General features: G+C 65.1%; 18 protein-coding genes. 13 read left to right on the top strand and 5 right to left on the bottom strand.

All coding sequences use genetic code 11. From position 1 onward, the window contains the following. Positions 1-49: 49 nt before the first annotated feature. Positions 50-1,024 carry a LysR substrate-binding domain-containing protein gene (locus ACPFL9_RS14425; RefSeq protein ID WP_426007584.1) on the top strand — a complete coding sequence of 325 codons (975 nt, stop codon included), beginning with the start codon at positions 50-52 and terminating at the stop codon, positions 1,022-1,024. Here ACPFL9_RS14425 and ACPFL9_RS14420 read toward each other — a convergent pair. Next, on the bottom strand, positions 999-2,039 hold the full coding sequence (locus ACPFL9_RS14420) for a nitronate monooxygenase (protein WP_426003506.1): 1,041 nt from the start codon (positions 2,037-2,039) through the stop codon (positions 999-1,001). The two genes, ACPFL9_RS14425 and ACPFL9_RS14420, sit on opposite strands and share 26 nt — an antisense overlap. 39 nt (positions 2,040-2,078) lie before the next feature. Between ACPFL9_RS14420 and ACPFL9_RS14415 the strand changes: the two genes are divergently transcribed. Beyond that, positions 2,079-3,011, top strand: a complete 933-nt coding sequence (locus ACPFL9_RS14415; protein WP_426003505.1) for an N-acetylglucosamine kinase — start codon at positions 2,079-2,081, stop codon at positions 3,009-3,011. A gap of 1 nt (position 3,012) precedes the next feature. Here the strand turns inward: ACPFL9_RS14415 and ACPFL9_RS14410 are convergent, their stop codons facing one another. Further along, positions 3,013-4,041, bottom strand: coding sequence for a pirin family protein (locus tag ACPFL9_RS14410; protein WP_426003503.1), 1,029 nt, complete (start codon positions 4,039-4,041; stop codon positions 3,013-3,015). Between the two features lie 50 nt (positions 4,042-4,091). Between ACPFL9_RS14410 and ACPFL9_RS14405 the strand changes: the two genes are divergently transcribed. The 9 genes from ACPFL9_RS14405 (at position 4,092) to ACPFL9_RS14365 (ending at position 13,721) form a co-directional block, all read left to right on the top strand. Then, positions 4,092-5,888, top strand: coding sequence for a glycoside hydrolase family 35 protein (locus ACPFL9_RS14405; protein ID WP_426003502.1), 1,797 nt, complete (start codon positions 4,092-4,094; stop codon positions 5,886-5,888). A 46-nt stretch (positions 5,889-5,934) separates the two neighbouring features. Further along, a complete protein-coding gene (locus tag ACPFL9_RS14400; protein ID WP_426003501.1) occupies positions 5,935-6,399 on the top strand; it encodes an NUDIX hydrolase in 465 nt (154 codons plus the stop codon). A 210-nt stretch (positions 6,400-6,609) separates the two neighbouring features. Further along, the gene (rsgA, locus tag ACPFL9_RS14395) at positions 6,610-7,767 is read left to right on the top strand and encodes a ribosome small subunit-dependent GTPase A (protein WP_426003500.1); all 1,158 of its coding nucleotides are present in this window, start codon (positions 6,610-6,612) and stop codon (positions 7,765-7,767) included. Between the two features lie 170 nt (positions 7,768-7,937). Further along, positions 7,938-9,032 carry an ABC transporter ATP-binding protein gene (locus tag ACPFL9_RS14390; protein ID WP_426003499.1) on the top strand — a complete coding sequence of 365 codons (1,095 nt, stop codon included), beginning with the start codon at positions 7,938-7,940 and terminating at the stop codon, positions 9,030-9,032. Next, complete coding sequence (locus ACPFL9_RS14385) at positions 9,032-9,775, top strand: ABC transporter permease (RefSeq protein WP_426003498.1); 744 nt, start codon at positions 9,032-9,034, stop codon at positions 9,773-9,775. Before ACPFL9_RS14390 ends, ACPFL9_RS14385 begins: the two co-directional genes overlap by 1 nt. Continuing rightward, positions 9,772-10,518, top strand: coding sequence for an ABC transporter permease (locus tag ACPFL9_RS14380; protein WP_426003497.1), 747 nt, complete (start codon positions 9,772-9,774; stop codon positions 10,516-10,518). Before ACPFL9_RS14385 ends, ACPFL9_RS14380 begins: the two co-directional genes overlap by 4 nt. After that, positions 10,515-11,474, top strand: coding sequence for an ABC transporter substrate-binding protein (locus ACPFL9_RS14375; RefSeq protein ID WP_426003495.1), 960 nt, complete (start codon positions 10,515-10,517; stop codon positions 11,472-11,474). Before ACPFL9_RS14380 ends, ACPFL9_RS14375 begins: the two co-directional genes overlap by 4 nt. Before the next feature lie 120 nt (positions 11,475-11,594). Next, the gene (locus tag ACPFL9_RS14370) at positions 11,595-12,815 is read left to right on the top strand and encodes a pyridoxal phosphate-dependent aminotransferase (RefSeq protein ID WP_426003494.1); all 1,221 of its coding nucleotides are present in this window, start codon (positions 11,595-11,597) and stop codon (positions 12,813-12,815) included. A 51-nt stretch (positions 12,816-12,866) separates the two neighbouring features. Then, positions 12,867-13,721, top strand: coding sequence for a polyphosphate kinase 2 family protein (locus ACPFL9_RS14365; protein ID WP_426003493.1), 855 nt, complete (start codon positions 12,867-12,869; stop codon positions 13,719-13,721). A gap of 12 nt (positions 13,722-13,733) precedes the next feature. On the opposite strand, the gene ACPFL9_RS14360 is transcribed toward ACPFL9_RS14365, so the two are convergent. Continuing rightward, positions 13,734-13,976, bottom strand: coding sequence for an exodeoxyribonuclease VII small subunit (locus tag ACPFL9_RS14360; RefSeq protein WP_426003491.1), 243 nt, complete (start codon positions 13,974-13,976; stop codon positions 13,734-13,736). Between the two features lie 34 nt (positions 13,977-14,010). After that, entirely contained in the window at positions 14,011-15,288 is a 1,278-nt protein-coding gene (gene xseA, locus ACPFL9_RS14355; RefSeq protein ID WP_426003490.1) for an exodeoxyribonuclease VII large subunit, read from the bottom strand. A 169-nt stretch (positions 15,289-15,457) separates the two neighbouring features. Here xseA and ACPFL9_RS14350 point away from each other — a divergent pair, with 169 nt between their 5' ends. Together ACPFL9_RS14350 and ACPFL9_RS14345 are read left to right on the top strand one after the other, a co-directional pair. Continuing rightward, positions 15,458-16,330, top strand: a complete 873-nt coding sequence (locus tag ACPFL9_RS14350; protein WP_426003488.1) for a hypothetical protein — start codon at positions 15,458-15,460, stop codon at positions 16,328-16,330. 9 nt (positions 16,331-16,339) lie between these two features. Further along, positions 16,340-17,425 carry a 4-hydroxy-3-methylbut-2-enyl diphosphate reductase gene (locus ACPFL9_RS14345; RefSeq protein WP_426003487.1) on the top strand — a complete coding sequence of 362 codons (1,086 nt, stop codon included), beginning with the start codon at positions 16,340-16,342 and terminating at the stop codon, positions 17,423-17,425. A gap of 92 nt (positions 17,426-17,517) precedes the next feature. On the opposite strand, the gene ACPFL9_RS14340 is transcribed toward ACPFL9_RS14345, so the two are convergent. Then, positions 17,518-18,783 carry a DNA recombination protein RmuC gene (locus ACPFL9_RS14340; RefSeq protein ID WP_426003486.1) on the bottom strand — a complete coding sequence of 422 codons (1,266 nt, stop codon included), beginning with the start codon at positions 18,781-18,783 and terminating at the stop codon, positions 17,518-17,520. Positions 18,784-18,826 lie beyond the last annotated feature (43 nt).

Raw genomic sequence — 18,826 nt, 5'->3', positions numbered from 1 at the left:
GACAACCGATGCATTTGTGCATGAATCAAGGAAGCCGGAGGAAGCCCGGATGGAACCCGACCACCACCAACTGGTCCAGCTTCTGCCCCTCCTGCCTGTCCTGGCCGAGCTCGGACGTACCGAGCACATGACCGAGACAGCACACATCCTTGGCGTGCCCCAGTCGACGGTCAGCCGGGCGGTGGCCAGGGCAAGCGCAATCGTAGGAATGGACCTCCTGGTCCGTGACGGGCGGGGAATTCGCCTGACACCGGCGGCCAGGACGCTCCTGCCTTATGTCGAGGCCGCGTTGGAAGACTTCCAGGCCGGACTGGACCGCGTCCGGGACGAGTCCAACATTGTCCGCGGGCGGATTGGCGTGTCGTTCCAGCACACGTTCGGGGAGGCAACCCTGCCCCTGCTCATCGGCGCTTTCCGATCCAGGCACCGCAATATCGTGTTTGACCTCCGACAGGGTCCGCGGGATGGCTGCCTGGACGAACTTTCGCGCGGAGACACGGACTTTGCCTTGACAGCGCCCATCGCACCGGCGGGCAGGGGCATCACGTCCCACGCCCTCTACCGCGAACCGCTTCGGGCAGTGCTGCACTACCGGCACCCCCTTGCCCGGCGCAGCAGCGTGCACCTCGCGGAACTGCGAAACGATCCCTACGTGACGCTTCCCGAAGGCGTCGGCCTCCGTGCCCTGGGCGAAGCCCTGCTCCGGGAAGCCGGCTTCCGGCCCCGCACGGCGTTCGAGGTCCAGGAGTCCACCACCGTGCGCGGACTGGTGTCGGCCGGTCTTGGCTACAGCATCCTTCCACCGGCCGGCCCCGGCTCGGGAACAGGCCAATTCCTTCCGGAAACGGAGCTGGGACTCGTAGAGATCCCCATCGAATCAGGGCTGGCGTTCCGCCAGATCGGCATCGCGTGGCGGGAGCGCACCTTCGAACCCGACGCTGTCCGGCTCTTCCGCGAAATGGTGGTGGGGCGGGGTGAAGCGCTGCTTGCTGAACTGGTCAGAGCCCGCTCAGGAACGTCTTGACCACTTCCCGGGCCGGGCCACTCCGGGCTGCCTGCCAGCCTGTGCCGGCCCACAGGTTCAACCGCTCCGGGTCGCCTGCCGCCGAGGCCGCGGCACGGAGGGGTGCCGTCAGGTGGTGGATGGCAGGGTAACCCTCCGGAGCGTCCTGATGGTCCATGACAAACTCGTTGACCAAGGACCTGGCCCAGCGGCCCGTGAACGCCCGGGTCATGGCTGTGCCGGTGTACCGGGGATCACCGAGCGCATCCTTGTGCGGCTGCCGTGCACCGCTTTCGTCGGTACGCACCAGCGCCGTACCCACCTGTGCGGCTACCGCCCCTGCCGCCAGAACCTGCCGGAGGCTTCCCGCATCCATCACGGCACCGGCCGCTACCAGGGGAAGTCCGACGGCGGCACGCACCTGGGCGACCAGGTCCGCCGTCGTGCTGGCCGGGACGGTTCCCGAGGTCACGCCGGAGGTCAGGAAGGCGGCCGTGTGGCCGCCGGCGGAGCTGTGCTGGACGGCGATGGCGTCCGGACCTTCCGCGGCAGCTGCCAGTGCTTCGGGCACGCTGGTGACGCTTGAGATGACTGTCGTTCCTGCGTGCTGCAGGGCCTTGACCACGGACGAGCCCGGAAGTCCAAAGGCGAAACTCACGTACTCCACCGGTTCGGCCAACAGGAGGTCGATTTTGCCCTGCCAGGCGTCGTCGTCATCCAGGCGCAACGCCGGGACTGTGGCCCCGTACCGGGCGGCTTCTGCTTCCAGATCCGACGCGTAGGCCTCCAGGCGCGCCCGTTCCTTGCTGCCACGCAGTGCGGCCAACTGCTCCCTGTTTGGCACGAAGAGGTTCATGCCAAAGGGAACTCCGGCGGCGCGTGCAGCGGCAATCTCCGCCGCCATGGCGTCGGGGCTTTTGTACCCGGCGGCCAGGAAGCCCAGTCCGCCCCCATCGTGCACAGCCTGGACCAGTGCGGGCGTCGACGTACCGCCGGCCATGGGAGCAGCAATGAAGGGTGTGGTGAACAGGGGCATGTGGTTTCTCCTCCGGACGCTCCAAGCTAGTCTTTCACGGTGAACAATCTTGACTCTGCCGCGCATTCCTCCGCGTCCCCGGCCATCACCGGCACCGTGATCGGACTCGACATCGGGGGGACCAAGACCCGTGGGGTCCGGTTCGAGGACGGTGTTCCCGTGCGCGATGAAAACGCCGGCAGTTCCAACGTCCAGAACGTTACCGTTGAGCAGGCAATGGCCAATCTTGCGGAGTTGTTCGGAAAGATCGGCGGCGGCACCGTTGACCAGGTGTACGCCGGTGCGGGGGGAATCGATACCGACGAGGACGCCAGGGCGCTCGCGGACCTCATCGCGCCGCATGTGCCCGGTGCGCGCATTACCGTGGTCCACGACTCCAGGCTGCTGCTGGCTGCCGGTGGTGCAAGCACCGGCGTTGCGGTCATAGCCGGAACGGGATCCGCAGCGTGGGGGCGGAACCAGGCCGGCCAAGAGGCCCGGGCAGGTGGCTGGGGGTACCTCCTGGGTGATGAAGGCAGCGGCTACTGGCTGGGCCGGGAAGCCGTGCGCCACAGTCTCCGGCGGATGAACCAGGGCCTGGAGCCGGACCGCCTCAGCCGTGCCCTGCTTGAGGCCTGCGGCGTGGACGAGCCCGGCAAGCTGATCGCGTTGTTCCACTCGCCGGATACGGGCCGCCGATACTGGGCGCAGCAGGCCCGCCTGGTGGTGGAAGCAGCCGATGCCGGTGACGAGGTGGGCATCGGCTTGGTCGAGCAGGCCGGGCGGGACCTTGCGGACCTCGCGGCGCAAGCCGTCCGGCAGCTGGGCCTGGCGGGTCCCGTGATCCTTGGCAGCGGCTTGGGCATGAACGTTTTACGGCTGCAGGAATCGTTCAAGGCCAGGCTCGCCGAGGGCGGGATCACGGACGTGAGGATCCTGCAGCAGGATCCCGTCTTCGGCGTGCCCCGGCTGGTGGCCGAACAGCCGGCCTGAGCTACCCGCGGGTTCGTGGCCGAAGCTTGACGCCGGGCAGCGGTGGTGCGGGAATCCGGCCGGCCTCGGCACCGGCCGCGGGTCCGTGTCCGTGGACGTGGCCGAAGCGCGAGGCGGCGGCAGCGTCGTCGTCGAGCAGGCCTTCGGCCTCCCATTCTTCCCGGGCCTTCTCCACTTCCTCGTGGGTGCGTCCCACGAAGTTCCACCACATCAGCAGGTCCTCGCCGAACGGCTCCCCGCCCAGCAGCATGAACCGGGTGTCCGGCCGGGCTTCCACGGCCAGCGAGGACCTGCCGGCACCGAGGTAGGCCAACGGTCCGGGGCCGATACTTTCGCCGTCGATGGTGACGTGGCCGTCGAGGACGAGCACGGCGTGTTCGAAGTCGTCGCGCAGGGGCAGGTGCAGAAGCCCGGAGCCTACGATGTCCGCCCCTACGATCGGGCTGAACATGGTTGCGGGCGACTGCTGCCCGGCGAACTCACCCACCATGACTGTGGCCGTGTAGCCATCGCCCACGGCCACGGGAAGTTCCCGGTGCTGCTCGAAGGACGGCTCGCGGTGCCTGTGCTCATCAGGAAGCGCTACCCACAGCTGCAGTCCGCGGGACATCGGGATTTCATCCGCGGCGAGGGTCCGGCCGTCCTGCGGCGTGGGAAGAACGGAGAACTCCGAGTGGGAAATGCCGTGGCCTGCCGTCATGATGTTCAGCTCGCCCGGATTGACCACCACGTCGCTGCCCACACTGTCGCGGTGGCGGACTGCACCTTCCAACGGCCACGTCACGGTCTGCAGGCCGCAGTGCGGGTGGGGGAGGACACTCATGGCAACCCGGTCAGGCCCGAAGCTGTCCAGGAAACACCATGCACCAACGGTCGGCAACCCGCGCTGCGGAAGCGTGCGGTAGACGTTCATGGCACGGACGCCGCCCAGTGGTACTTCCCGTTCAGGCCACAACTGGACGCACGGGCCCTGTCCTTCGGGAGCGGCCGGGCATACCTGCTCCGCTGGTGCGGTATCCAAGTTGGTCATGTGTTAATCACCTGTGCATAAATGTTGGAATCTGAGCTAATCTGTTCCGTGTGAACAACGCCCTTTTGAGCTACCACGACGCCGTCCTTCACCGTTCGGGTGAACCGTACCGCATCCTCGCCGGCGCCATCCACTACTTCCGTGTGCACCCGGAATTGTGGAGGGATCGCCTGCGCCGCCTCAAGGCAATGGGCGCCAACACCGTGGACACCTACGTGGCATGGAACTTCCACCAGCCTAAGCGCGACGAGGCGCCGGACTTTACCGGATGGCGGGATTTGGGAGCCTTTATCGACACCGCTGCCGAAGAAGGCCTGGAGGTCATCGTCCGCCCGGGACCCTATATCTGCGCGGAATGGGACAATGGTGGCTTTCCCGCGTGGCTGACAGGAATTCCGGGCATCGGGCTCCGGTGCATGGATGCCCGGTTCACGTCGGCGATCGAGGAGTGGTTCGACCACCTCCTCCCCATCATCGCTTCCCGTCAGTCGTCGGCCGGTGGTCCCGTGGTCGCCGTGCAGATCGAGAACGAGTACGGAAGCTATGGTGACGACCACGACTACATCAGGTGGAACCGGAGGGTCCTGGAAGAGCGGGGCATCACCGAACTGCTGTTCACCGCGGACGGCGGCAATGACTACTTCCTCGACGGCGGTTCGGTAGAGGGCACGTGGGCGACGGCAACGCTGGGGAGCCGCGGCGATGAAGCCATCCAGACGTGGAAGCGCCGCCGCCCTGATGAGCCGTTCTTCAACGTCGAGTTCTGGGGCGGCTGGTTCGACCATTGGGGTGAGCACCACCATCGGCGCGACGCCGAAGACGCCGCTGCGGAAGCCCGCAAGATGCTGGACCTTGGCGGGTCGCTCTGTGTGTACATGGCACACGGCGGGACAAACTTCGGTCTGGGATCCGGCAGCAACCACGACGGCACCATGCTCCAGCCAACGGTCACCAGTTATGACTCAGATGCACCCATCGCCGAAAACGGCCAGCTGACGCCCAAGTTCCATGCCCTCCGCCGGGAGTTCCACCGCGCCAGTGGAATCACCGAACTGCCCCAGTTGCCGGCTGACCTGCTGGCCGTGCCGCCAGTGCTGCCGGCCGCCACCTTGCCGTTGTCCGAGCCGGGGGATCTCCTGGAGTTCCTGCGGGAAAGCGGCAAGCCGGTCACCAGCGTCAAGCCGCTCACCTTTGAGCAGTTGGGACTCGACGGCGGCATGGTGCTGTATACGTCGGAGGCCATCCTGCCGGGACTCCCGGAGACCCCAACGGAGTGCCGGATCAGGATCAGCGGCCTGGCAGACCGCGCCTACATCTGGGTTGATGGATCCTTTGCCGGTGTCCTGGATGACGTAACGGGTCCGGAGGGGCTGTCTGTTACAGGTCAGGGTGTGGCGGCCAGGCTGGACATCCTGGTGGAAAACCTGGGGCGGATCAATTATGGTCCGTTGACCGGACAGTCCAAAGGAATCCTGGGCGGCGTCCTCATCAACCAGCGGTACACCTTCCACTGGACCCAGGCGCCGGTGGCCCTGGCCGACTGGGACGCGGAGCAGGTGGAGAAACTGCCCGGCGCGGATTTCCACGCCGAAGAAGCGGCGGACACCTATATTGCGCTCCCGGACTCCGGCAAGGGATTCCTTTGGTTGAACGGATTCCTGCTGGGCCGCTACTGGGCCAAGGGTCCGCAAGTGACGTTGTACGCCCCTGCGCCCTTGGTGAACGCAGGCCGCAACAGCATCAAGGTGCTGGAACTCGAGAAGCCCGGAACCGCCGTCGAACTCCGGCAAGTACCTGACCTGGGACCGGAAGAAGCCGGTCCCATTGCCGCAGCCGAGCTGCCCTGAGGCCTCCCTGACGCACCTCCGGGCTGCAGCAGCCTAAGCTGGCACCATGAGCCTGGAGTTTGACACCCGCCCCGCCGCCTATGCCGTCATCGTCCAGGACGGCAGGATCCTGCTGGCCTATTGGAAGCAGGACGGCAAGGAAGGGTGGACGCTGCCGGGTGGCGGACTGGACCTCGCGGAGCATCCCGTGGACGGCTGCCGGCGCGAGGTGTTCGAGGAAACCGGCTACGAGGCCCACATTGACGGCATGCTCGGCATCGATGTCGGACACTGGCCGCGGGACGTCCAGCCGGACGGCGCGGTTCGTGATTTCCAGGCCCTCCGGCTGGTCTACGAGGCCAGCATCACGGGCGGCGAACTGACCCACGAGGTTGACGGAAGCACCACTCACGCCGCGTGGATACCGTTGGAAGACGTCCCTGGGCTCAACCGCGTTTCCTTGGTTGACGTTGCTCTGCGGTTGCATCGGGAACGCCCTGCGGATGGAAAGCTCACCGACCACGCCGGCTGACTCTGGCGCGGAGGCGCCGGTACCGCTACGCTGAAGAACGCTGCCGGCCGATCAACGGCCGGCCCGGATGCCAAGGAGGTGGATTTTGATAACTGCCACGGTCCTGCGCGCCCTGCACACCAGTGCCCTGCGCGTCCAGCACATCACCATCCCTGTCCCGGCGTCCGCCGTCCACAGCTAGGCGGCCCGGGCCTCACCAGAGGCCAACCATTGAATACTTCCGCTTTTTCAAGCAACCCCTCAAGCAATCCCATCTCCGGCCCGGCCGATTACGGTTACACGCCATCCATCGCCGCCCTCTTTCTGGCCCATCCCGTACCTGCCGCCTTGTCAGGCCCCGATGACCGTCCCGGCCGCATCGTCAGGCTGGACCGCAACCGGATCCTGGTCGCGTCGGCTGCCGGGCTCCTGCACTTGCCCTACCCCGGGCAAGGACCCGTTCCCGCCACCGGTGACTGGGTATGGCTCGGCACCAACGGCGCGGGGGAGCCGGCCGTCGTCGACGTTCTTCCCCGCCGTTCGGCACTGAGCCGGAAGCGCGCCTTCGAGGCGTCCTCAGAGGAACAGATTCTCGGCAGCAACATCGACATCGTGGCCGTGGTGGTGCCCATGGACCGGCCCCTGACGCACAACCGGCTGGAACGGACACTGGTTGCGGCCTGGGACTCGGGCGCCACTCCGCTGGTAGTGATCACCAAAGCGGACCTGGCCAACCTGGCGGACGATGTCGTGGGACAGGTCATCCTCCAGGCGGCCGGAGTGGAAGTGGTCACCACCTCGGCCGAGCACGGCGACGGGCTGGACGAGCTCAGGCAGCACATTCCGGCCGGCTCCACTCTGGTCCTCCTGGGACCGTCGGGTGCTGGAAAGTCCACGCTCATCAACGCGCTCGCCGGCAGGAACATCCAGCAAACGGGGTCCGTGCGTACAGGGGACGGGAAAGGACGGCATACCACCACTTCCCGGGAACTTATCCCTTTGGCGGGGGGCGCGGTCCTGATGGACACCCCCGGCGTCCGGGGCTTTGGCCTGTTCGACGCCGAGGACGGCATGGAGGAAATGTTCGGCGACCTGGAAACGCTGTTGTCCGCGTGCCGTTTTGCGGACTGCTCCCACCAGGCCGAACCCGACTGTGCCGTCCAGGCAGCTTTGGCCGACGGGTCCCTCGATCCACGGCGGTGGGCGAGCTACCTCAAACTCCAGCGTGAGCTCGCAGCCCTGAACCGCAAGCACGATGCCGCCGCACGCCGCGCCTACCAGCGGGAGTGGCACCAGAAGGTCATGTCCGCCGACCGCGGCCAGCGCGCCGCCGAGCGGTACCGGCATGACCGTGCGGAAGAAAGGAGCGGTAAGCGGCGCAAACGGTGAACATTGCCGATTCATTACGGAATCCGTGGCGTCGCTGACATCACCATGGAGGCTGGCTACTCTGGGTGAAGATCGGCTTTGCAGCCTCTAAATAAGCATGCTTATGATCATGTGGCTCTACCGACCGATGTACCGCCCGATGCCGCGACCACAGATAGGCAAGTCCAGGTATGGCCCCAGCCATGATTGAGTTCCAGAGCGTCACCAAGCGGTACCAAGGCGGACAGCCGGCGGTGGAGGACCTCTCCATGTCCATTGACAAGGGAGCCATCACGGTTTTTGTCGGGCCGTCCGGGTGCGGCAAAACTACCTCGCTGCGCATGATCAACCGCATGGTCGAGCCGTCATCGGGCACCATCACTGTTGACGGAAAGGACGTTTCGCAGGTTCCGGCCCCGGAACTGCGCCGGTCCATGGGCTATGTCATGCAGTCCTCGGGCCTGTTGCCGCACCGCACCGTCCTGGACAACATCGCGACAGTTCCGCGGCTCAACGGTGTGTCCAAATCCGACGCACGCAGGCGGGCCGCGGAACTGCTCGACGTCGTGGGGCTGGCCTCCGCCCTTGGCAAGCGGTATCCGTCGCAACTGTCGGGCGGCCAGCAACAGCGCGTGGGAGTTGCGCGGGCCCTGGCCGCCGACCCTCCGGTCCTGCTCATGGACGAACCCTTCAGTGCGGTGGATCCTGTGGTGCGGGACGAATTGCAGCAGGAACTTCTCAGGCTTCAACGGGAACTGGCCAAGACCATCGTCTTCGTGACCCACGACATCGATGAAGCCACCGTGCTGGGGGACAAAGTCGCGGTCTTCGCAGTGGGCGGAAAACTGGCCCAGTACGCAGCGCCGGAGGAGATCCTGCGGGCACCGGCCAGCGACTTCGTTGCCTCCTTCGTGGGGCGCGACCGCGGTTTCCGGCACCTTGCTTTCAACGTCGCCGATTCCGTCAGGCTCCACCCGGTGACCATGGTTGGCGCGTCTGACGGACATGAGGCGGGCCGCAGGAACGGGGAATGGGCGCTGGTGATTGACGATGACTCCCGGCCCCTTGGTTGGTCGTCACCCCGCGACGGTGCCGGCCTGATCCCTGGTGGCTCGCTGTTCCGCAAGGGGGACACCCTGCGCCGCGCCCTGGATGCGGCGCTCTCCTCGCCGTCCGGCCTGGGTGTTGCAGTGGACGACGACGGGCGGGTCGCCGGTGTCCTGAAAGCTCCCGAAGTCCTGGCCTTGATCGAGGAAACCCGCCGGCACAGGGAGGACGCCACCTGATGGAGTGGTTCCTGGCCAACAGCGGCATGGTCTTCGGCCTGGCAGGGCAGCACCTGGTGCTCGCTGTCATTCCGATGCTCCTTGGGCTGCTGATTTCGATACCGCTGGCGCAGCTCGCACGGCGCAACAGCACCTTGCGCTCCGTGGTGGCCACCGCAACCTCGCTGCTCTACACCATTCCGTCCCTTGCCCTCTTCATCATCCTGCCCACCATCCTTGGTACCCGGATCCTGGACCCGCTCAACGTGGTGGTCGCCCTGACGATCTACGCCGTGGCCCTGTTGGTCCGGGCAGCCATGGATGCCTTTGACTCCGTGGACAACGACCTCCGCAACGCGGCCGTAGCCATGGGATTCAAACCCCTGGCCCGTTTCTTCCAAGTAGACCTTCCATTGTCACTGCCCGTGCTTTTCGCCGGTCTGCGCGTGGTGTCCGTCAGCAACATCTCCCTGGTGAGCGTGGCGGCACTGCTGGGCGTGGGGAACCTGGGAATCCTGTTCACCGACGGCCTCCAGCGCACGTTCGTGACCGAAGTCGTCGTCGGAATCATCGCCATCCTTGTCCTGGCCCTGGTCATGGACGCCGTGCTCGTGGTCCTTGAACGGATCCTCACTCCGTGGACCCGGGCGGCGGGCGGCTCCCGGGGCGGCCGGACCGACGGCACGGAACTGCTGACCGAACCCAAGCAGGGTCCGGCTCCTGCCAAAGCCGCACTTCGGACCGATCCGGGGGCCTCAGCATGAACAACGTCTTTACTGACACTCTTGCGTGGCTGACCGATCCCACGCACTGGACCGGAAGCGGCGGCATTCCCGCCCGGCTGGCCGAGCACCTCCAGTACAGCGGCCTGGTCCTCGCCATCGCAGCACTCATCGCCGTACCCGTCGGGCTTTTCATCGGTCACACCGGCCGGGGCAGGGTGGTGGCCGTTGCCCTGGCAGGAGCGCTTCGCGCGCTGCCCACCCTTGGCCTGCTGGTCCTCTTCGCGCTCCTGGCCGGAAGTGGCCTCATGCCGCCCGTTTGGGCGCTGGTGATCCTGACCGTCCCGCCACTGCTTGCCGGAACCTACGCCGGGATCTCGAGCGTCGACGCTGCGGTGGTGGACGGTGCACGGGCGGTGGGCATGACGGAGTTGCAGATCCTTTTCCGGGTGGAGCTTCCCAACGGCCTGCAGGTCATGTTCGGCGGCATCCGCACGGCCGTGCTGCAGGTCATCGCCACAGTATCCGTGGTCGCATACCTTCCTTTGGGCGGCCTGGGGCGCTACCTGTTCGACGGGCTGGTCCTCCAGGACTTCCCCCGGATGCTGGGCGGATCCCTGCTCATCGCCGCCCTGGCCATCGCCGTGGACCTCGTCCTGGCAGCCATCCAAAGGCTGGTGTTGTCGCCCGGCCTCAGACCAGACCCACGCGGACGCCGCACGGCTGCCGATCATCAGAAAGCCACAGCTCTCCCAGGGGCTGCCGTTCAAGGAGGTACACCATGAATAAATCCGTCCCCATGACCATTACGCGCCGTGGCCTCGGCGGCCTGGCAGCCGGACTCGGTGTGGCGCTCGCTTTGAGCGCATGCGGCGGGAGCCCGTTGGCTACGCCGTCCACGTCGGCGGCTTCGGGCCCGGCTGGTGCAGGCGGCTCGCTGGTGGTTGGATCCGCCGACTTCCCCGAGAGCCAGGTCATCGCCGAGATCTACGCCGGAGCGCTCACCGCAGCAGGAGTCACCGCCAGCACCAAGCCCAATATCGGTTCGCGGGAAATTTACTTCAAGGCTGTCCAGGACGGATCCGTGGACCTCGTCCCGGATTACTCCGGCAACCTGCTCTCCTACGTGGACACGGAAGCCACGGAGGTCTCCGCGGAGGACGTCTACAAGGCACTGCCGGGCAAGCTTCCGGATGGCCTGGCCGTCCTTGAGCCCGCCAAGGCTGAATCCAAGGATGCCATGGTGGTCACCAAGGCAACCGCCGAAAAGTACCAGCTGAAATCGATTGAGGATCTGGCCAAGGTCTGCAAGGACTTCACCATGGCCGCTCCGGCCACGTTCGAGACCCGCGCCTACGGCTTCCCGGGCTTGAAGAAGAACTACAACTGCGAGCTCAAGGGCCTGCAACCGTTCAACGACGGCGGCGGCAACCTGACGCTTCAGGCACTCCTGGAAGACAAGGTGCAGGTGGCCGACATCTACACCACCACGCCCTCCATCGCTGACAACGACCTCGTGGTCCTGGAAGACCCGAAGAACAACTTCAAGGCCCAGCAGGTCCTGCCCCTCTACAACGAGGCCAAGATGACGGACAAAGCCAAGGAAGCGCTTAACAACGTCTCCAAAATCCTGACCACCGATGACCTCATCAACCTCAACCGCTCGGTCAGCGGCGACCAGAAGCAGAGCCCCAAGGACGCTGCTGCCGCATGGCTTAAGGAAAAGGGCATCGCCAAGTAGCGCTTGGCGCAAACCGCGTACGACGGCGGTGACGGACCCGCGCGGGTCCGTCACCGCCGTCGTTGGTTATGTGAGTGAGGTCTCAACGGAAGTCCATGGCCCCTGTGGCATATTTGAGGGATGGCGAATTTCAAGCAGTCCACCAAGCTTCATAATGTCCTCTACGACATCCGTGGACCGATTCTTCAGGCCGCCCAGCAGATGGAGGCGGAGGGTCACCGGATCCTCAAACTGAACATCGGAAACCCGGCCCCGTTCGGGTTCGAAGCGCCTGACGCCATTCTGGTGGACATGATCCGGCACCTGCCCAATGCCCAGGGCTACAGCGACTCGCGCGGCATCTTTTCTGCCCGGACTGCTGTGTCGCAGTATTACCAGACCCGTGGCATCCAGAACATCCACGTCGATGACATCTACCTTGGCAACGGCGTCAGCGAACTCATCACCATGTCGCTCATGGCCCTGTTGGAAGACGGCGACGAAGTCCTGATTCCAACCCCTGACTACCCGCTCTGGACCGCCTCAGTAGCTTTGGCCGGCGGCCGCCCGGTGCACTATCTCAGCGATGAAGAATCGGGCTGGCAGCCGGACCTGGAAGACATGGAAGCCAAGATCACGCCCCGCACCAAGGGCATCGTGGTCATCAACCCCAACAATCCCACCGGAGCGGTCTACCCTGAAGAGACCCTCAGGAAAATCGTTGCGCTGGCAGAGAAGCACGGCCTGGTGCTGTTCGCTGACGAGATCTACGAGAAGATCCTGTACGAAGACGCCGTGCACGTAAACCTGGCCGGCCTGACCGGGGACGACGTCCTCTGCCTCACCTTCAGCGGCCTGTCCAAGGCGTACCGGGTCTGCGGCTACCGTGCCGGTTGGATGGCCATTTCCGGGCCCAAGAAGGATGCCGCGGATTACCTTGAAGGCATCAACCTGCTCGCCAACATGCGCCTGTGCGCCAACGTACCGGCCCAGCACGCCATCCAGACTGCACTGGGCGGCTACCAAAGCATCAACGACCTCATCCTTCCCGGGGGACGGCTCCTGGAACAGCGGAACAAGGCCTACGAATTGCTCAACGCAATACCGGGCGTCAGCACCCAGCAGGCCAAAGGTGCGCTGTACCTTTTTCCGAAGCTTGACCCGGAGGTCTACCACATCAGGGATGACGAGAAGTTCGTCCTTGACCTGCTGAAGGAACAAAAGATCCTGGTCTCGCACGGGCGCGCGTTCAACTGGGTCCGCCCGGACCACTTCCGCATGGTTACCCTGCCCAACGTCAAGGACATCGAAGAAGCAATCGGCCGCATGGCGGACTTCCTGTCGAGGTATCCCGGCAACTAGCCTGTGATCCATGGCCTTGCCAGGCGGCAGGTCCCGGCAGAAAGGAAATCCATGGCACATCCCGTCGAGTTCGCCAAGAGTCCGGCCGAAGTTTTGAAGATCAAGCAGGGCTTCACGCTCGAGAGCCTGGACCCGGAGTCGACCCCTGGCTACACCGGGTTGAAAGCCGATGGCCAGGCCTTGCTGTCTGCGCAGGACGACCGGCTCGCCGAACTGCAGGAGAAACTCTTTGCCTCAGGCAGGTTCGGCAGTGAGAAGCGGCTGCTGCTGATTCTCCAGGCCATGGACACCGCCGGCAAAGGCGGGATCGTGAGCCATGTGGTGGGGGCCATGGATCCGCAGGGAGTGCAGTTGCACGCCTTCAAGGCGCCCACGGACGAAGAAAAGGCCCACGACTTCCTGTGGCGGATCGAGAAGGAAGTGCCGGCCGCCGGCATGGTGGGCGTCTTCGACCGATCCCACTACGAGGACGTCCTCATCCACCGCGTCCATGGATGGGCGGACGACGACGAACTGGAGCGTCGCTATGCGGCCATCAACGATTTTGAGGCCAGGCTCGCTGCCCAGGGAACCACGATCGTCAAGGTCATGCTCAACATCGGCAAGGATGAGCAAAAGAAGCGCTTGATCGCACGGTTGGATGACCCTGCCAAACACTGGAAGTACAGCAAGGGCGACCTTGCTGAGCGCGCCCACTGGGATGATTACATGAAGGCCTACAACACGGCGTTCCAGAAAACGTCCACGGAGCTCGCCCCGTGGCACGTTGTACCGGCCAACAAGAAGTGGTACGCGCGTATCGCCGTGCAGCAGCTGTTGCTGGATGCCTTGGAGAGGATGTCGCTGGAGTGGCCGAAGGCTGACTTCGACGTCGCCGCAGAGCGGGCACTTGTCGCGGAATCCTGAGCGCTGGTCCTGTCAGCCGGCGGCTTCGGGCCCGTTGCCTGCCTCCCGTGCGGACGCCAGGCGCTTGCGGGCACCCTCCAGCCAGTCCTCGCAGCGCTTGGCGAGGGCCTCGCCGCGTTCCCAGAGTGCCAGTGATTCCTCCAGGCTGGCACCGCCGGCTTCCAGTCGGCTGACGACAGCCACCAGCTGCTCCCGTGCTTCCTCGTAGCTCATGGCGTCCAGTGATTCTGCGCCGGTGGGGTTGGTCTCAGTCATGGTGTCCTTTGGTTCGTTGTGTAGAAAGGATGGGTCAGCGGTCCGCGTGCTGGCCGTGACCACTGGATACGGCCCTGAAGCGGCCTTCTGCCACGCGGATTGACAGGGCAGCTCCATCCGGCGCCTGGTCCGGGTTGCTGACCACTGTGTGGCCCTGCTGGTCCTCTCCCACGATCTGGACTACGGCGTAGCCGCGGTCCAGGGTCTTCTGGGGGGACAAAGCACGGACTTGGGCGCGCAAGTGGTTCACCTGGTCCAGGGCCCTGACGATTGCTGTATTCACTGCCGCGTGGGAGCGCTGCTGAAGCCGGCCGATGTCCTCCCCACGGGCCTCGATCATGGTCCCGGGATTGGCAAGGACCGGCCTGGAACGCAGGGCATGCAGTCTGTCCGTCTCCCTGTCCACCAGGCGGCCGATGCTGCGGCGCAAGTGGTCCCTGGCTTGCCGCACCACGGCCAGTTCCTCGGCGACGTCCGGCACGATCCGCTTGGCAGCGTCGGTGGGCGTTGAAGCCCTGAGGTCGGCAACATCGTCAAGGATCGGCCGGTCGGCCTCGTGCCCGATTGCACTGACAATTGGCGTGGTTGCTGCGGCCACAGCGCGGATAAGGTCCTCGTTGCTGAAAGGGAGCAGGTCTTCCAGCGCACCGCCGCCGCGGGCAAGGACGATCACGTCCACGTGCGGGTCTTCATCGAGTTTCCTCAGGGCTGCGATGATTTGCCCGACTGCGGTGTTGCCCTGGACGGCTACTTCCCGGACATCGAACTCCACGGCAGGCCACCGCAGCGCCGCGTTGCGGAGGACGTCCTTTTTGGCGTCGGAGTCGCGGCCCGTGATGAGCCCGATCCGGTGGGGCAGCAGCGGCAGCTTGCGCTTGCGCGAGTCGGCGAACAAGCCCTCCGCCGCCAGTGCCTGCCGAAGCCGTTCGATACGTGCCAGGAGGTCGCCCAGACCAACGGGCCGGATGTCCTTCACGGACATGTTCATGCGCCCGGTCTTGATCCAAAACTCGGCCTTGACCAGGGCCACAACCCGTGAGCCGCGCTCCAGGGGCGTCCTTTGCCGGTCCAGCACCGTGGACCAGACGGAGGCCGGGAGCGAGATCTCCGCGTCCACGTCCCGCAGCGTGAGGAAGGCATTCCCGCCACGGCGGTTCATCTCAATGACCTGCCCCTCAATCCACGCAGCAGGGGCGCGTTCGATGTGGGCCTTCAGCTTCCGGGACAGCAGCTGCAAGGGCCAGGGATTGTCCGGGCTGGTCTCGGCGGCGGTCGCAGGCAGCGTCGACTCCGGCATTGCGTCAGCTGCCATGGGCGGTCCGTGCTTCAACCTGCATGCGTGTGTCCTTGCTCGTGGAACCGGGAGATGTCCCGCCCGGCCTTCCAACTCTATCCATAGCAATACCGGCGGGGCCCGACATTTTTTCCTTGTTGTGGACAGTCTTAGGATGGGTGCAACGACCCCGACACCAAGGATCATTGTGCGTACCTTCGTTTCAGCCGTGGCCGTCCTCCTGGCGCTCGTCCTGACCGCCATCGCTGTTCCAGCCGCGTGGGTGGACCGGAACGTGGTGGATGAAAACGGCTTCGCACGGATCTCGGGGGAGCTTGGCACGGAGCCCGGATTCCAGGAGCGGCTTGCCGGGGCCGTTGCCGGCAGCTTCCAGGCCTCGGTTGACTTGCCGGAGCCCATCAAGTCCCTGGCGGGGGACGCCTTGGAGGAAGCCGCGGCCGGAATGCAGTCATGGCCGGATTATCCGGCGGCGTGGGAGGAAACGGCCAGGAACAGCCACAGGCTCAATTTTGGAACCGCCGGGCAATCGGAGGAAGCAGCAACTGCCACCGCATTGCAACTGGACATCGCTCCGTTGGTCAGGCTTATTCGGGACCATCTGGCCTCGGGCACGGGCATCAGGATCGACGTACCTGACCACAACGTCGTCACCTTGGGGGAGGCCTCGCACCGTGAACTCGTGGAACGGGCAGCAGCCTTTGCGCCCTTGTGGTGGATGGCAGCCCTGGGGGCTGCAGTGGCTGTCCTGCTCGCCCTGGCAGCCGCCCGGCGCCGGTCGATTGTGATGGTTTTCCTTGGCATAGGCGGTCTGGGCCTGGCTTTGTTGTGGACGTCGACGGCGGACCTCGCCGGATCGATGCTGGGCACCGTCGCCAGCGCCAACAGTGTGGCGGAGCTTTTCAAACAGGAGTTCTTCAATGCCGCCCGCGCCGATTTCGGGCAGTGGATCATGGCCGCGGCATGGGTCAGCGCTGCAGTGCTGGCCGTTGGCCTGGTGCTCTTGCTGCTCTCCGGGAGACGACGGTCACCTTTTGCTCCGGGACAAAGGACTGCCCGGTAACATTGAGGGATGACCTCCACAGCCATTTCCATCCCGATGCCCACTGTGCCCCGGAGACGGCGATCGCCGGAAGAGGTACTGGCGGCAGCCCCGGTGACCGGGCCCAAGAAAGTTTTGCTGGCGGCTCCCCGTGGTTACTGCGCGGGCGTGGACCGGGCAGTTATCGCCGTGGAGAAAGCCCTGGAGCACTACGGTCCGCCCGTCTACGTGCGGAAGCAGATCGTCCATAACGTCCATGTGGTCACCTCGCTTGAGGAGAAGGGCGCCATCTTCGTCGACGAAACGGACGAGGTACCTGAGGGCGCCTTGGTCATTTTCTCGGCCCATGGTGTGTCACCGGCTGTGGTGCAGTCGGCCGAAGACCGTGGCCTGCGTACCATCGACGCCACGTGCCCCCTGGTCACCAAGGTCCATCGTGAGGCTGTCCGCTTCGCCAAGGAAGACTACGACATCCTGCTGATCGGCCACGATGGCCACGAGGAAGTCGAGGGAACCGCCGGCGAGGCACCCGATCACATCCAGATCATCAACGGACCCCATGAGGTTGACAAGGTCTCGGTCCGCGATCCGGAAAAGACCATCTGGCTGTCCCAGACCACCCTGAGCGTGGATGAGACCATGGAGACCGTCCGCCTGCTCAAGGAACGCTTCCCCACATTGCAGGATCCGCCCAGCGATGACATCTGCTATGCCACCACCAACCGCCAGGTAGCCATCAAGAAGATTGCGCCGCAGGCCGATTTGGTGATTGTGGTGGGTTCGGCCAACTCGTCCAACTCGGTCCGGCTGGTTGAGGTTGCCCTGGAATACGGTGCCAAGACGTCGTACCGCGTGGACTTCGCCAACGAGGTTGATGAGGCCTGGTTTGAAGGCGTGGCCACAGTCGGCGTGACCTCCGGGGCTTCCGTTCCCGAGGTTCTCGTCCAGGATGTCCTCCGGCTGCTTGCAGACTATGGCTATGGCGAAGTCCAGGAAGTGGTGACGGCTGAAGAGGACCTGTTGTTCTCACTGCCCAAGGAACTGCGCGCTACGCTCAAGCAGGCGGGCGACGTCAGCCGGGCCCTCGGCGGCCGCGGCAACCGTCCCACCTCCTGACAATCACCAAGAGCTGACAACGGCCCGTGATGGGCTGCCTCCACGGTCGTGGTTGGCAGGCCATCCCGGGCCGTTTTGTTGGTCAGGCGTTGTCAGGCCGCGGACTCACGGTCCTGCGGCCCGCCATGGCCGTGCCCTTCCGGTGTGCTGTCTACGGCGAGGAGCTCGGGTGCGGCCAGGGCGCGGGGGACTGCTTCCACGGCAGGGGGAGCAGCGAGTCCGGCTTCATCCATGGTGTTGAGTTTGCGCGCCGTGGGAAGAACCCGGGCCTCCAAGGTGCCCACCAAGGCGTTATAGCGGTCTACTGAGGTCTTCAGCGACGAGCCCAGCTTTCCGACGTTATCCCCCAAGGTGCCCATACGTTCGTACAACTGCTTGGCCAGTTCGAACAGTTCCCGGGCACTGTCCGTGAGGACATCCTGGCGCCAGGTGAAGGCGACCGACTTCAGAACGGCCAAGAGAGTGCCCGGTGATGCCAGCACCACGTTGCGGGAGAGCGCGTGCTCCAGCAAGGAGGGGTCGGCTTCGAGCGCCGCGGCCAGGATGGATTCGGCCGGAAGGAAGCAGATCACCAGCTCGGGGGAGTTCCCGGGGATGTCCCAGTACTTCTTGCCGGCCAGCGCATCAATGTGGGCCTTCAGCGCTTTCCCGTGCTGGGCCAGCAGTGTCTTGGAATCCTGGTAGCTTCCGGGAACGACGGACTCGCCGAGGGTGCCATCGCCGTGAAGTTGTTCCTGCGCTGCCAAGTAGGACGTCAGCGGTACTTTCGCATCCACTACCAGTTGCTTGCCACCGGGAAGCTGGACCACCAGGTCAGGGCGCAGGGTGGTGTCGGTCCGCCCGGAGTGGACCTGCTCCTGGAAATCAACGTGCCGCAGCATTCCCGCGGCCTCAACGATGCGACGCAGCTGGACCTCGCCCCACTGGCCCCGGGCACTGTTGGAGCGCAGGGCGGATGCCAGGGCGTGGGTGGAGCGCAACAGCTGCTGGTCGGAAAGCCGGGCGTCCTGGAGCTGCTGTGCCAATTGACCGTACTGTTCCACCCGGTCCCGCTCCAGCAGTGCCACTTGCTGCTGCACCGCGGTGAGTTTCTCCGCCACCGGAGCCAAGGCGCGCAGGACGCTCCCGTCCGAGTTGCGTGCTTCACTCAGCTCCCGGTTCTGTGCGAACAAAAGGCGACGCTCGGCGTCGGCGGCTGCCAGCTGCGCGTTGGCCTCCGAAAGCCGCGCCGACACGGCGTCGAAGTCCTCTTCCAGGCCGGCGTTCCGGCGCCGGAAAGCGACATAGGAAACGCCAATCCCGAGCCCAGCACCAATGAGCAGCATCAGCAAGGCCAAAACCAATCCAAATCCATCCATGAAGCAACCCAATCACAGGGGTCCGACAGTTTTAGTACGGCCC

Source organism: Paenarthrobacter sp. NyZ202 (assembly GCF_049860755.1).
Classification (GTDB): Bacteria; Actinomycetota; Actinomycetes; order Actinomycetales; family Micrococcaceae; genus Arthrobacter.
This window is presented reverse-complemented; position numbering and strand designations above follow the sequence as displayed.